This is a genomic window from Paenibacillus sp. 453mf, from assembly GCF_900116105.1.
Taxonomy (GTDB): Bacteria; Bacillota; Bacilli; order Paenibacillales; family Paenibacillaceae; genus Paenibacillus; species Paenibacillus provencensis.
The window spans coordinates 104,873-119,884 of the sequence record NZ_FPAC01000003.1 but is presented as its reverse complement, the minus strand read 5'-3'; the positions used below and the strand labels follow the sequence as shown (position 1 = coordinate 119,884).

At 43.8% G+C, this 15,012-nt stretch carries 9 protein-coding genes; 3 read left to right on the top strand and 6 right to left on the bottom strand.

Translation table 11 applies throughout. The features are described from left to right. Positions 1-26 precede the first annotated feature (26 nt). Positions 27-1,331 carry a CitMHS family transporter gene (locus BM415_RS16605; RefSeq protein WP_091159975.1) on the top strand — a complete coding sequence of 435 codons (1,305 nt, stop codon included), beginning with the start codon at positions 27-29 and terminating at the stop codon, positions 1,329-1,331. Positions 1,332-1,542: 211 nt separating this feature from the next. On the opposite strand, the gene BM415_RS16600 is transcribed toward BM415_RS16605, so the two are convergent. The 4 genes from BM415_RS16600 to BM415_RS16585 form a co-directional block, all read right to left on the bottom strand. Continuing rightward, positions 1,543-3,081, bottom strand: coding sequence for a glycine betaine uptake BCCT transporter (locus BM415_RS16600; protein WP_091160264.1), 1,539 nt, complete (start codon positions 3,079-3,081; stop codon positions 1,543-1,545). A 469-nt stretch (positions 3,082-3,550) separates the two neighbouring features. Further along, positions 3,551-5,404 (bottom strand): hypothetical protein, encoded by a 1,854-nt coding sequence (locus tag BM415_RS16595; protein WP_091159974.1) that lies wholly within the window; start codon positions 5,402-5,404, stop codon positions 3,551-3,553. A 14-nt stretch (positions 5,405-5,418) separates the two neighbouring features. Beyond that, positions 5,419-7,710: a glycosyltransferase family 2 protein gene (locus tag BM415_RS16590; protein ID WP_091159972.1), complete on the bottom strand. Its 2,292-nt coding sequence runs from the start codon at positions 7,708-7,710 to the stop codon at positions 5,419-5,421. After that, complete coding sequence (locus BM415_RS16585) at positions 7,710-8,804, bottom strand: bifunctional glycosyltransferase family 2/GtrA family protein (RefSeq protein ID WP_091159970.1); 1,095 nt, start codon at positions 8,802-8,804, stop codon at positions 7,710-7,712. The genes BM415_RS16590 and BM415_RS16585 overlap by 1 nt, the downstream gene beginning before the upstream one ends. Positions 8,805-9,023: 219 nt before the next feature. Between BM415_RS16585 and BM415_RS16580 the strand changes: the two genes are divergently transcribed. After that, entirely contained in the window at positions 9,024-9,893 is an 870-nt protein-coding gene (locus BM415_RS16580; RefSeq protein WP_091159969.1) for a helix-turn-helix transcriptional regulator, read from the top strand. Here BM415_RS16580 and BM415_RS16575 read toward each other — a convergent pair. Together BM415_RS16575 and BM415_RS16570 are read right to left on the bottom strand one after the other, a co-directional pair. Beyond that, positions 9,862-10,545 (bottom strand): hypothetical protein, encoded by a 684-nt coding sequence (locus BM415_RS16575; RefSeq protein WP_091159967.1) that lies wholly within the window; start codon positions 10,543-10,545, stop codon positions 9,862-9,864. The two genes, BM415_RS16580 and BM415_RS16575, sit on opposite strands and share 32 nt — an antisense overlap. 497 nt (positions 10,546-11,042) lie before the next feature. Further along, entirely contained in the window at positions 11,043-11,666 is a 624-nt protein-coding gene (locus BM415_RS16570) for a TetR/AcrR family transcriptional regulator (protein WP_091159965.1), read from the bottom strand. Positions 11,667-11,850: 184 nt separating this feature from the next. Between BM415_RS16570 and BM415_RS16565 the strand changes: the two genes are divergently transcribed. Further along, positions 11,851-14,925 carry an MMPL/RND family transporter gene (locus tag BM415_RS16565; RefSeq protein ID WP_170862518.1) on the top strand — a complete coding sequence of 1,025 codons (3,075 nt, stop codon included), beginning with the start codon at positions 11,851-11,853 and terminating at the stop codon, positions 14,923-14,925. Positions 14,926-15,012 lie beyond the last annotated feature (87 nt).

Below are 15,012 nucleotides of genomic sequence, written 5' to 3'. Positions count from 1 at the left end.
GCTCGATGAAAATGGAGGTATACACTATGTTATCATTACTCGGTTTCTTGATGGTTGCCACATTTATGTATTTGATCATGTCTAACCGACTTTCAGCTATGGTAGCACTTATTCTTGTTCCCGTCCTATTCGCACTCATCGCCGGATTCGGCACAGACCTTGGCCCTATGATGATGGATGGGGTGAAATCGATCGCCCCGACAGGCGTAATGCTCATATTCGGTATTTTGTATTTCGGCATTATGATTGACGCCGGATTGTTCGACCCACTGGTAAACCTAACCTTGAAAGCCGTTAAAGGGGACCCGATGAAAATTGTCGTCGGCACAGCGCTCCTTGCCCTGTTCGTTTCACTCGATGGTGACGGTTCCACGACCTATATGATCGTCATCGCGGCGATGCTGCCTTTGTACAAGAAGCTGAACATGAACCCGCTCATTCTGTCGGCCGTAACGATGCTTGCAGGAGGGGTAATGAATCTTTTACCATGGGGAGGTCCTACAGCAAGAGCGATAAGCGCACTGAATTTGGACGTTTCGCAGGTGTTCAATCCCCTTATTCCGGGAATGATCGTTGGGTCTTGCTGGGTCGTTCTGGTTGCCTTTTTTATAGGGAGGAAGGAACGCAAGCGGCTTCAGTCCAGTAAATATAGCCTTTCAATGGATCTGCAAACTTTTGCCGAAGAAGCTGTAGCTGCCGACATTCCGGATTACAAGCGGCCTCACCTCATTTGGGTAAACCTGGCGCTAACGGTCGCATTGATGGCAGGATTATTGGCTGATGTCATACCACTTATGATTTTATTCATGATCGCGTTCGCGCTTGCGCTGATGATCAATTACCCGAAGCTGGAAGCGCAGAAAGAACGGATTACAGCCCATGCCGGAAACGCGCTGAACGTAGCTTCGATGGTATTTGCCGCCGGTATTTTTACAGGAATTTTGAGCGGTACGGGAATGGTAGATGCAATGGCTCATACGATGGTCAATATGGTGCCCGAGTCGCTCGGTCCGTATTTGCCGATCATTACAGCAATAACGAGTATGCCGCTGACCTTCTTCATGTCAAACGATGCTTATTACTTCGGCATCCTGCCCTTGCTTGCAGAGGCCGCAGCCACATACGGGATTGATCCCGCACAAATGACTATCGCTTCGCTGCTCGGTCAGCCCGTTCACTTGCTGAGTCCACTCGTTCCGTCCACTTATTTGCTGGTCGGTCTGGCCGGTGTTAATTTTGGCGATCACCAGCGGTATACATTGAAGTGGGCGATCGGCACAACGCTCGTCATGCTTGCAACGGCTTTAATCATTGGTGCCATAAGCTTATAAGGAATAAAAAAAGGGAGACGCTGAATTTGGCGTCTCCCTTAACTTGTCCCGGGCAGGTAGCAGGGATAACAACCCTAGCACCGCCTTTTCTTTATTTTAACTGATTTAGACACAATGTGAGCTGTCGCCTCAAGCGAACCAACCTGCTTTTGGGACAGGCCCTTTGTGTCAGCATTTTTTTGAGTTGCGTTATGCTATTGGACTTAGAATGCTATGTTGATTGATTATTGGGCGTTTTCATCTTCTTACTGCTTCTGATCTGTCCGATCCCCAGCTCTCTGGCCTCCTGATTAAGTGATTTAATGAAGCTGACAACCATTAAGCCCATGACGATTGAGAACGGAAGGGCAGCTATAATCATCGTGTTCTGAAGTGCCTGTAGTCCACCGGAATAGAGCAGCGCCAGCGCAGTAATGGACAGAAAGATTCCCCATACGACTTTAATTTGAGTGCTCGGATTTTGGGAGCCGTTGGTAGTCATCATACCGAGAACAAAGGTACCCGAATCCGCCGATGTTACAAAGAACGTTACAATAATAATGATGGCGAGAATGGACAACACCATGCTCATCGGGAAGCCTTCTAGAACACCGAATAGAGATTCTTCTGCTGATAAAGAAGAGATGGACATCGCTCCGGACACTTCGGTCATAATCGCTGCACTGCCAAAGGTCGTAAACCATAGGAAGCCAATAAGTGAAGGCACAAGCAATACGTAGATAACAAACTCACGAATGGTTCTACCCTTGGATACCCTGGCAATAAACACACCGACAAATGGAGACCAAGCAATCCACCAAGCCCAGTAGAAAATAGTCCAGCCGTTAATCCAGCTTCTGGCGTCTTGATTAAGCGGAGCAATTCGAAAGCTCATGTTGATGAAATTTTGCAAATAACCTCCGATTGTATCCATGAGCAAATTCAAAGTGAATACGGTCGATCCCAAGAAAAATACAAACAGGAAGAGAACGAGCGTCAGCCCCATATTCAAATTACTAAGAACCTTGATTCCTTTGCTGATGCCTGTAAGCGCAGATATCATAAAAAGAATGGTCAGAAGGACAATAATAATCGTCTGAGTCACATTGTTGCTCGGTGTCCCAAACAAATAGGAGAGACCTCCGTTGATTTGCGTTGCACCAAAGCCCAGTGTTGTAGCAACTCCTATGACTGTGGAAATTACAGCGATAACATCAATTACCTTACCCACAAACCCATCGGCATGTTTGCCAATCAGTGGTCTTAATGTACGACTGATTAAGCTGAGCTCGCCTTTTCTGAAGGTAAAGTAAGCAATAACGAGGGCAACACAGCCATAAATCGCCCAGGCATGAATGCCCCAGTGGAAAAAAGTAAACCGCATGGCGTCTTTAATGCCTTGATCTGTGCCAAGCTGCCCTGTAGGCGAGCTTACGGCATAATGGCTTATCGGTTCTGCCGTGCCGTAGAAGATCAAGCCGATTCCGACACCTGCACTAAATAACATGGCAAGCCAGGTCGGGCGTGAGAATTCCGGCTTATCCTCCTGCTTGCCAAGCTTGATTTGGCCGACAGGACTGACCAGCAAATAAATACATACGCAGACAAACACAGTAACGATCCCTAGATAATACCAGCCGAATTTATCCGTGATAAAATTTTGTGCTGTGGTTGTGATGCTCTCCAGCGAGGCAGGCATCAATATCCCCATAAGAATTAGAACAGCCAGTATTGCAATTGAAGCATAAAAAACAGTTGAAGCCTTCTTCATATTAAACATACAACTCCCCCATCTTTGATTTTGTCGCGGTGGGTTTTTTTGGCGATTGAAAACATTATAGAAATGCTGAACCCAAGTAAGTAAGAATCGTTCCTGAGGATACTAAATCAATCCTTGAAGTGGAAATGCAGAATCGTTCTTTTTCGAGGCACTTTATTAGTGTAACAATGAAAATTACATCCGGCACATGCGATATTCACGCCTCAAGCGAGTTAAACACCTCTTAACCACGCTAAGGGCTATTGAACCTGCTAACTCTCACAAATACTCCCTTAGAAGTTGTATTCGGCCGTATTTGAACAGATCCCGAGTAAGAATGGAATTTATTCACTCAAAGCTTGGAGTGTGTTAGTGCCCTGTTTCCCCAAATCTCCCCTTCTTTGTAGTCAGCCTCAACGAAAAAATGACCATCTGCTCTTATCCAAGCAAATGGTCTTTCTTTTTCTTTCACTTATGGCAGTCAGACCAAGGTAAGTACGATCTGTTCACCCGAACGGGTAATTTTATAGATGCCCTCCTGCATGTCAACATCATAATGCTTTTTTAACAACCGTGTGGCATCGGAATCGGTCTCCACAACGACCAGATAATCATACCCGCTTAACAAATTGTCCATATTGTCTTCATAAAACAGAACGATTCCATCCACATTTGGAGCATACAAGAAATATTTCCCGACATATTGCATGTAATAGTTCGTTACCTGCTGATCCGCATCAGATCCGTAAAAAAGGTACCTGCTGTCATCTTCTTGACCATTTTTGTACCACCGATCACCGGTAACTGAATAAATTTTGTATGGAAGTGTGGTTTCATAACTTTTGGCGATGGAGACAATCCCATTGTACTCCGATAACAGCAAGGTGACGGCAACAGCTGTACAGATCATAATGCCTTGTTGGTAATACCCTTTTGTTTTGACACTCTTAAATGCACGATAGTCAGGCACTTCACCGATTCTATAGTGGAATGATCGCTCCATATCCACAGCTGTACAAAGCACCAGCCCGCCGGCGAAGAGTACTACTATACTTGATGCATATCGCTCAAAGCCCGCCAGCCTGATCGCCTCATCCAGTGGCATAGAATAAATGTATAGCCCAAGAATGCCTGCATAGTAGAGCAAGAGGACGACATCGAGTGCTATCAGCACTTTCCACAAGTTCCATTTTTTCTTGAGCACTACAGCTGCAAACACAGAAGCAATGATAGCTAAGAGATGAAAAATGACGATCCCTATTGCTGGACGTGTGGCAAGATCAGTACTGGAACTAAGAAAAAGAGACAAAATCTCACTCATTTGCTCTGAGGTCTTCACCAGCTCAAGACCAGAGGCAGCAACATCGAATTTATTCTCTACCCCTTGGAACATGGTCTTCATACGCCAGCTCCATCCGAAGTAAGGGAGTAATGCAGCGCAAAACGCAGCAACAACAATAAGTGTATTTTTCCAGCTACGCTTATCCGAGCGCATCAACCAATGATATGCCAAGTAGAGTAAGCCGATTGCCGCAAAAATAATACCCGTGCTTTTTATAATGGTTAACAGACCCGCAAGAGGTAGAACTATAAGACAGGCTCGTTTTATATCATTACGATATTGATGAACTACGGCAAAGATCGCAAGCGCATAAATCGGAAGCAAAAAATCCACGAGCAAATTGTTAATCCGGATGGTCAGATTGAAATAGGAAAGTGCAGAACAGCCCAACCCAAGAAATGCATATAGAAGAAAACGCCTCTTCTCCGATACGATGCCAAACATAGCATAAAAACAGGAAAAGATGAGAAGCCCTTGTGCAACCAGCATGATGGACTGGGAGTGACCCGCAAATCGGCATACATAATAAAGAAAAGACGTGACACCAAGCGGATAATTTTTATAATCGATGAGATTGGATTCTGGTGTCGGAAAAGCATCTGTGCTGAGCAACTGCTTCAAGACAACAGCCCAATGGGAAAAATTATCATAGTGCGTCAATTTGTTCTGGAATAACATGATTAGAAAGATACAGCTTCCTATAAGAAATGAAATCTGAAATATGGAAAAAGAAATACGAAATGAAGCACCTTGGCGCAGCCAGGACAACAATAAAAAAACAAAAGCGAGCAGACCTACAATCATAACGACAAGACTGCCAATAAAGAGCTGCCCTGCCAAGCCGCTAAAGAAAACGATACATGCAATGGACGAGAACACAAATACTGGGATGAACTCCCATTTCAGTGACAGTGTCTTCCGTATAAGCAGCATGTAACCCACAAAGGAGAATACCAATAAGACTCCTGTCAACATTTGAAGCACAATCAGCATTTCAATAATCTCTCCTAAAACTCTTTAATCAAGCTCTCGTTATGTGGACGTAGTAGGTCATCCAGCAGTTGATCGATAAGACCGTGCTCCACAATATCGTCGATGTTCTCGACAGAGAACAAAATCTCGTGATGAGCAGCTGTCGTTTTTCCCGTGTGCTGCAAAATGATTTCAATATTGCTCTTTGTATAGAAAGTAACTACTGTTCCTGCTGAAATATTACCCTGCAGACCAGAGACGGAAAAGAAGCGGTAATTGAAGCTGCGCAGCGTACAACCAGCACCATTGGTAAACATGATGGGAAGCTGAATTGAAATCCTAGGCATTTTTCTTTGATCCGATCTCGGTTTGACTATACGTTTGGTTACATTGCGGAGCATATCGTCGTAAGCCGTATCCCACAGATTCATCTGCTCTGGCAACGAATGCTTTCGGTCATAGATGATTTGCATATATTGACGCTTATCTTCCTCCGATATCGGCTGAACCTTAGCAGAATAACGCCAGCTCTCTCCATCCTTTTTTACATACACTACAACCGCGTCAAGATGGGCCTCATAGCGTTCCGTTCTCACAACCATTGAGATCTCCGTCTGCTGTGGAAGATAAATAGGATCTGATACAATTAACGCGATCCCATTCTCCGATACATCTACCGTTCTAGCCTTGTAGTTTAGATTGCCTTCTTTGTAGTGTATAGTAACTTCCTCTTGTGCCTGAATACGCTCTGTTTCCCGATAAGCACGACGGCCGAGCATGAAAAAGAGGGCATAGAAAATAGCAATCAGATTATGAAGCAGCCAAAAAATAATCACACTGCTGTAGAACAGAGCTAAGCCATACTTGCCATGCGTAAACCGGAAAATGGCTGCAATCGAAAGAAGAAGCAGGAAAATATGCGGCAATGCATACAAGAATGAAGTTATCCATTGTCGTCCGGCAGATTTGTTCTTGTTCGTAACCTTGAATTTACGTTCATGAATACCCAAGGTTTCCAGGAGTACAGGCATAATTAAATACGGCATAAATATGGTATCAATGACCTGACTCCAGCGCTGATTGCGAATATTGCTCGACAGATAGCGCATTGACATACTATAGAAGAAATAGGATGGAAGCCAAAATATTACGATCTCCCAGAAGCCCGTGTTTACGATTTGGAAGTCAAACAGTGCAAATAAAATAGGCGCTAATATAAAAATCAACCGATTAAAAAAGGACCACCAATACAGAAAGCTGCTTAAGTAGGTCAATCTTGTCCAAAAAGGAAGTTTGTTGGAGAAGACAGCACGAGTATTCTGCAGGCTTTGGATAATTCCCCTTGCCCAGCGGGTACGCTGCTTGATCATACTTGGAATGGTAGTCGTAGTCAGTCCAGCAGCCTGAACCTCCTGAGTTGCATAAGTAATATAGCCTGCCTGCTGCAGGCGAATACTAGTCTCAAAATCTTCGGTAATGGTCTTTAAGGGGAAACCATTAATGTCTTCCATGGCTTGCCTAGAAATGACAGTGTTACTCCCGGTATAGGCTACAGCATTGGAGGCGTTACGCAAGATGTTTACTTCTCTTGAGAAAAAGTCCTGCTCATTAGGTATTTCCTGCTCTGCGTAAAGGTTAAATTGAAATAGATCAGGATTATAGAAGCTCTGTGGTGTTTGAACCAGTCCGAGTTTGAAATTATCTTCCAGCTCATCTTCTCTGCGAAGCCGCCACTTCCCATTCTCCTCAATAAACTTGGGAAGCAGGAAGTACGGAACGGTCTTCATTAGAAAGGTATGTTGTGGAATCATGTCAGCATCAAAGGTTGCAATGAGTGGAGAAGAGGTTTTGCTGAGTGCATTATTCAAGTTACCTGATTTGGCCTCTTTATTTCCAGGGAACCCAAGATAACCGATGCCAAATTGTTTAGCCAGCTCCTCGACCTCAGGACGCCCCCCGTCATCACACAGATAAATATGCACCTTCTGCTTGTCGGGATATTCCATAAAAGTACAAGCATTGACTGTTTTATATAACAAATCAACCGGCTCATTGTGCGTGGCAATGAACACATCTACATCCGGATAATATTCTGGCGGAATTGTCGGTAAGTCGAGCTGTGTTCGTTCCTTTTGCATCTTCTGAACAAACAATTCAAAGGTGGTCAGTACCGTTATCACTTCGGCACCAATCAGCAGAATACCGAAAACCATGTTCAAAATACCTTGGTCCCATGGCAGCGTAAATATCATACGCCACAGCAAATAGATGGACATCAGGATCATCGTGACGACAAACATCACATTTTGCCGCTTCTCGTTTTGCACTAAAGCTGCTTCCTCCTTACTGCAAATACCCACCGTCGCTGCATTTGAAAGCTGAGCAGAAACAGTATGGCATCACAGAACAATTTTGCTATTTTCTCATCCAAGAATAAAACGGTATGGAATAAATAAACTCCGGTACTGGAGAGCAAGATCACAAATCCACAAAGTGTCAAATAGCGCCATAAACTGCCCTGGCTATTCTCCTTAGAGAATACAAAATGCCTATTCAGCAGATAGTTGACTGTAATAGACATCATTCTTGCAATCACTGTTGCTAGTAAAATTCGTAAATAATCCTGCTCGCCCATAACAGGGCGCAACAACTCGATCAAAAGCCATGCAATTCCCAAATCGACTACAGCACTTGTAATCGAAGAAGTAATAAATCTCATGAAGCTTGCAAGCAGCACCAGCATCACTCGTGCACTATCACGAATTGCTTTGAAATGGGTACCGGCATTTCCGTTCTCATATATGACTTGAATAGGCAGGGTATGAATTGAAATACCAAATTGGATACAGGAGATAAGCATCTGCAGCTCGTATTCAAATCGGGTGCCTTGGACCTTTTGCATAAAAGGAAGCATCTCGGGTCCGAAGGCACGAAGCCCTGTCTGTGTATCTGAAAGCTGCTTGCCATAGAGCTTGGCAAATATATAGGAAGTAATCCGATTGCCCAGCAAAGACTTCGGCGGTATCCCTCCCTCACTGAAGTTTCTTACCCCGAGTACCAGTGCATCTGGATGGCGCTTCGCTTCTTCGGCAAGACGGTATACATCCTCTGCAGCGTGCTGACCGTCAGAATCAGCAGTTATTACGACGGAGACCCCATCGAAATGCTGCTCAATATACTGAAAACCGGTCTTAAGTGCAGTGCCCTTACCTAGATTGTCGTGATGGCGCAAGAGAAAACAGCCGTTATCACTTAATTTTCTGAAAATCGGCTGGTACTCATCGCCAGATCCGTCGTCCACGATAACAATATGATTCAGTTTATATTCTCTCAATTGATGTACATAGGACAATAGTCTTTCATCCGGCTCAAATGAAGGAATAAGAATAATGACATAGCCCTTTAGTTTCCCTATGACCATCCTATTAAAGCCTCAATTCGACATTTTTTGGCAATTCTATTTTTCAACAATGTGTAGTATAACACCGAAATAGGTAGTCAGTAAATGAAAAATATTGATCATATATGGTATAAAAGAACTATTAAATGACAATGTAACAAAAATAATTCACTGCATTTCTCAGGATAAGGTATACTTACTACAAAATGACCAGAAAACACCGGAGTAAAGGAGTTATTCATGGACCATTATGAAGTAATAGAACGGGCATTAATTCATATTGAGGATCACCTGCACGAGCCATTGTCCGTAGAATCCGTTGCCACCACCTTTAATATGTCTAAATACTACTTTCACAGGCTGTTCTCCGCAATGATGGGCTGTTCGCTAAACCATTACATCCTATCCAGAAGATTAAATGCATCCGTTACATTTATTCAAAACCATAATATGTCTCTAACGGACATCGCTTATGAGCTCAGCTTTGGTACCCAAGCCTCCTTCACCCGCGCTTTCAAAAGACATTACGGTGTAGCTCCTAGCTCTCTTAGAGCAGGAATTCGTACGATCTCTCCAATTCCCGTACCTGCAGTAGTCAAAAGACCCATTAAGAACATAAACGGTGATATCGTTACCGATTTTACCCTGACCGAGTTAAATGAGATCCGGCTCAGTGGAATTGCCTTTGAAGTGGATTTAGCCGCGGATGATTATAAGCAGAGGATTCGTGACCATGCCAAAATACTGTTAAATCAAATTGATGAGAGCATAAAGGGCCCCTGCTATGTCATTTATTCTAACTGTCAGCCAAACTCCACCCAGTTCAAGGCTCTGTTCGCCATCCCATGCGACATTCAGATTCATAAGCCTTTTTATTTTACGGTCGATGTACCGCAGATCTTTTGTGCCAGGTTCAAGTATGCCGGAGACCTGCTTGAAATTGGTGACGTGCTCGAAACGGACTTTGCAAGATTTCTAAAAATCTCCAGACAAGAAGCTGAGCAATCCGATATCGAGCTCATTCAAGTTTTTGATGACGTCCACAATCTAGAATCGACCTACCACATCTATGCCCCCATCAAAAAACTTCCTGCTGATTCAGAATGTTAGACCGGACATAGAGCGCATACCCCAGCCATATGAGTGCTGCCCCCATCGGCAATGCCATGATTCGGTCCAGCGGGTGAGGGATGATCGAAGTCGCGAGGGTCGCCGCCGCCGCACAAGCAAGCAGGACACCTGCCAGGCGCGGCAGCACTCCGGCACGAAATATTGCAATGCCGAGCAACAGGCCGCCAAGCATATACAGCCCCCCCGCTAACGGTGCCAATATTGGAAAGATTCCGAGATCAGCCCCGCTATCCGTCCCTTCGAATATGCCCACCATCCCCTCTACAAATATTTCAGCATCAGTTGTGAGCAGCGGCAAAACAAAGGCTTCGACGAAGCTGAAAGCCAGTGAAATGAGCCAAAACAGACCGAACAGGAGAACACCAATCAGACCAAGCCACCCTGCCTCTCTTACTTGTCTCAGGTAAACCCCTGTAATTCCGATCAGGCTGAAGAGGGACATGACAAGGGTTAAGCATGCCACAAGAACCCAGGTGCTTGAGTTCACTGAAGACAGATCATCCGGAGGATGAATGAACTGAATGACGATATATAGAATCCCCGCCCCGATGGCTGATACGCCTGCCCCGCGATAAATTGATAGTGCTGACAGTCCTTCGTTTGTTTCCTTCTTGCTGTGCTTGTTATTCATGTATCTAACCTCCACTCAGATTCTAATGACGTTGACTATTAACAATAACAACGTAACACTCCCCCGCTTTCTTTTACTATTCACATCTTGCTGTAATACAAAAAAACACCTCTCTCGAGATGCGTCTGTTGAAAGATAAAATTCAGGGGTGCCGCTGGTTGGTCCACTGTACCTCAATCGTAATGGAAAGTATGCTGCTGCTGTTCGAATCGTTCGATGAGCTTCTTGGTATGTAATGGATTAGGCATCTCCACTACGCCATATTCCGCATATCCCGCCGCCATCCGTGGATGATTCTCGTCATACTACGATGATCTTGAAGAGTCCACAGTTAGCTTCGCCTGTTTAAAACTACAACAAAAAAGATGAGATCTATTAATTTAAAATAATCTCATCTTTTTTGCAGTTATACACTATTTATAATTACTTGGAACTCCAACCACCATCAATAATTAGCTCTTCACCGTAACAAATTTAGATTCATCTGATGCTAATTGTCATTCAATTGTATGAAATTCCGATCGAAATAGCATGCGAACAATGACCTTTGTAATTCTTTCGATATCTTCGCCAGATTGCCGCAGTTCAATTCGATCGTTTGTTGAAAAAATAATCGACAATACTGCCCAAGCGGCGATTTTCACATCCAAATCCGGCCAGGCGAGCCCAACTGTCTTCAATTCCTCTAACCGATCTGCAAGCTTTTCTTCAGCCAGCCTTATGATTTTATTTACTTTCATTCTCGTTTCAGTATCTTGCAAAACAAGAGATTGAAGGGCATTCAATAATCCAAATTCGGTTTTGGATAAATAAGTTTCAAGTAAATGCTTTGTGGTTTGATAGGGATGTGACCCAGACATCACTATGACTTCAGGTAAAAAACTCTGTGCTGTTTGTTCAAAAAGAGTCAGCAATAATTGTTTCTTATCTGAAAAGTAACGGTAAAATGAGCCCACCGAAATGCCGGCATGAGCACAAATATCTTTTGCCGTTACTTGATCGTACCCCCTACTGGAGAAAAGTTCCTCCCCGCTTTTCAGCAAAGCTTGTCTCTTTTCCTTGGATCTTTCTTGCTGGGGGACGGATACCTTTGAAGATTTATTCTCATTCAATCCGTTCATCTTCTCCCTCCTTTGTTTCAGTATAACACGAAGCAAAACCAGCCATACCGATTAAGAATTGACAATGCACTTTAAAGCTATTAATATGAACTGTAGTTCAGGTTCATATTTTATTGCTTATAAAAATTACGTAAAGGGCTGGTGTATGGTTTTGAAACTAATTTTGAAACTTAGATGGTTGATATTGCCACTTATATTTATAGCGGTTTTTTTACTGCAGACATTATCGCCAAATTATGAAGAACTGGTCGTCCAAAAAGGATCACCGCAAATTCCGAAGGAATACAATTCCCAGCAGGCACTGGAAATTTTAGATCGGTATAATGAAAAACCAGCAAATTCAAAGGAAGATAGTCTTGTTCTTGTTTTTCACGATGAGAAGGGATTGACCGATGCCCAGCTCGAGAAGATCAGTACAACAGTTGATGGATTAAAGACGAACGAGCAGCTTTACGTCACCGATGTCCAAAATCCGATTGGCGACGATTTCTTGGAGTCGCAATTACTTTCGGAAGATCATAAGACACTAACCGTACCTTTTTCTGTTAATGTAGAGAATAAAAAATTAGAGGACATCAGGAACTCGATTGATTCTTATTTGCAACCCATCGATACAGAGCACTATATCACGGGAGGATCCGCTATCACGGAGGATAATAACAAATCCACCCAAGAAGGTGTTTCAAAATCGGAATGGGTGACGATTCTGTTCATCGTTGTTGTCTTGATCATTGTCTTTAGATCCCCTGTTGCTCCCATCGTTTCTTTATTGGGGATCGGCATTACGTATTTGAGTTCCCTCTCCCTGATCGCGATCTTGGGGGAAAGCTATAATTTCCCATTATCAATCATTACTCAGTCCTTCCTTATCATGGTCTTGTTTGGGATCGGCACGGATTATCTCATTCTCTTGTTCATGAGATTCAAGGAAGAGCTTGGCCACCACGAATCCACCTTTTCCGCCATTGCAGCAACCTATAAAACAGCAGGTAAAACGGTCTATTACAGTGCCTTTGCAGTCATAGTCGGATTCAGCACTTTATTTTTATCGGGTTTTAACGTTTTTCGTTCTGCCGGAGCAGTCGCCGTCGCGGTCGTCATACTTCTTATCGTCCTTTCCACGTTTGTTCCCGCCTGTATGGCGATTTTAGGACAGAAACTATTCTGGCCTATAAAAAAAGTGCAGGGACATAAAGAAAATAAATTTTGGCATTTTCTTGGAACCTATGCGGTAAGAAAGCCCGTTCTTTTTGCGGTCCTTGCCGTGGTCATTACCCTTCCCAATGCCATGCTTTACAACGGAAAGGTTTCTTATGACACCTTATCCCAGGTTGACCCGTCTTACGATTCGGTAAAAGGATTCAACATCCTGCAAGACGCTTTTTCACCAGGCAAAGCGATGCCCGCAACGTTCGTCCTGGAATCGAATCATGATTTGTCCGATGCACAGAGCTTGGCGATGATCGATAATATTACAGAGGAAATTGCGAATACGAAAGGCGTCAAACAGGTATACAGTGCAACAAGGCCGCAATCCGAGAAAATAAAAGAATTCTACGTGCAAAACCAAAGCCAAACTATAAGCAACGGATTAGAACAGAGCATAGAAGGAATTTCGGAAATTCAAGACGGATTAGGAGAAGCAAGCTCCCGTCTTAAGGATGAAAATACTCCATCCAACGCTCAAGATATCGATCAGCTGCTTCAAGGAACGAAGGCAATTAACGAAAATCTTGACAAGCTATCGAACGGCTTAACCTCTATTGAGGCAGGAATGCGGAAAGGAGAAGCCGGCGCATCGCAAATTACGGAAGGAATGATGCAACTCGAAAACAGCAGTAATGAATTAAGCGCTTCTACTCTGCAGGTGCTGGGAGGGTACCAAGAACTTTACACCGGTTTATCCACCATAAGTGACCAATATTCAAGCACAGCAAAAAGCCTAAGCGCGACCCTGCAGCTTGTGGATGCCATCCAATCGTACACCGACACCCTGGCTCAAAAATATACGGAACTCCAAAGCGATTCTGATATGCAGCAGTTAAACGGTTCCATTAAACAATTAAAAGCAAGCTTGACCGAAATTTCAAATGGTTTAGCGACACTGAATGGCAAATATACAGAAGCATTGGTCAATCTTAAGGCCGCTAATGATGGACTGGCGAAAATCGCGGATGGTCAAAAACAGATCTCAAGCGCAACGGCCAAGCTTGCAGCCTCTGAAAAGTCCCTCGAAGACGGATTGGAGCAAGGAGCGAATGGCCAAGCAGCGGTTATTTCGCAAATCCCTCAACTGCAAGTAGGCCTGGATCAACTGTATAATGGACAACAGTCGATGAAGACTGGTATTGAAAGTCTCACCACCTCTTTGGGTACGTTGCAAACAGGGCTGGATGACAGCGTCGATGGATTAAACAAGGTCAATACCGGTCTTGCCGATGCAAAACAATATCTTGATGAGTTGGGAAAATCGGATACGAGCGCTTTTTTTGCACCGGAAGAAGCACTTAAAAACGCCGACTTTAAGACCGCTTTAAATAACTACCTGTCTGAAGATAAGACCATTGCGAAATGGACTATTATTTTAAGCGATAATCCTTATTCCATGGAAGCGATTGACACCGTTAATCAAATCAATACGAATGTGGAGTATCTGCTTGAAGGAACAGAATTTCAATCTGCTAAGTATGGAACTGCCGGGGTAAGCGCGGATAATGCCGCATTAAATCAATTGAACAAGAGCGAATTTACAAGAACTGTTATCTTCATGCTGATTGGCATCGGCATCATTCTTGTCATCTTCTTCCGGTCCATTCTGCTGCCGATTTACGTGATTATTTCTCTGGTCCTTGCCTACTTCACATCAATCAATTTAACGGAGTGGATTTATCAATTCGGCTTTGGTCATGCATCGGGAACGGAATGGGCTGTACCGTTCTTCTCCTTTATCTTGTTGATCGCCCTAGGTGTGGATTACAGTATCTTCCTTCTGATGCGATTTAGGGAATATCATAACGAGCCCCCAAAAGTGGCGATCGTTAAAGCATTGACGCATATGGGTTCGGTTATCATGTCTGCTGTCATTATTTTGATCGGTACATTCGGCGCGTTATATCCATCAAATGTAGCCGTATTGATGCAGCTCGCGACGGTGGTTATCATCGGGTTAATCATTCTTGTTCTCGTCTTGCTTCCCTTGTTTATTCCATCTCTTATAGCGCTAACGCTAAGAAAACGAGAAGCCAACGAAAATGCATAATTTCTTCATAATAAAAGCCTTGACCCTTGAAGGGTCAAGGTTTTCAAGTGATTTCCGGTTTAGCGATCGACGAGACCAAGGCAGCCT

What these genes read in the sequence shown, in the direction of transcription:
- BM415_RS16605 (WP_091159975.1), top strand. Translation starts at nt 27, where the DNA reads ATGTTATCATTACTCGGTTTCTTGATGGTTGCCACATTTATGTATTTG.
- BM415_RS16600 (WP_091160264.1), bottom strand. Translation starts at nt 3,081, where the DNA reads ATGAAGAAGGCTTCAACTGTTTTTTATGCTTCAATTGCAATACTGGCT.
- BM415_RS16595 (WP_091159974.1), bottom strand. Translation starts at nt 5,404, where the DNA reads ATGCTGATTGTGCTTCAAATGTTGACAGGAGTCTTATTGGTATTCTCC.
- BM415_RS16585 (WP_091159970.1), bottom strand. Translation starts at nt 8,804, where the DNA reads ATGGTCATAGGGAAACTAAAGGGCTATGTCATTATTCTTATTCCTTCA.
- BM415_RS16580 (WP_091159969.1), top strand. Translation starts at nt 9,024, where the DNA reads ATGGACCATTATGAAGTAATAGAACGGGCATTAATTCATATTGAGGAT.
- BM415_RS16575 (WP_091159967.1), bottom strand. Translation starts at nt 10,545, where the DNA reads ATGAATAACAAGCACAGCAAGAAGGAAACAAACGAAGGACTGTCAGCA.
- BM415_RS16570 (WP_091159965.1), bottom strand. Translation starts at nt 11,666, where the DNA reads ATGAACGGATTGAATGAGAATAAATCTTCAAAGGTATCCGTCCCCCAG.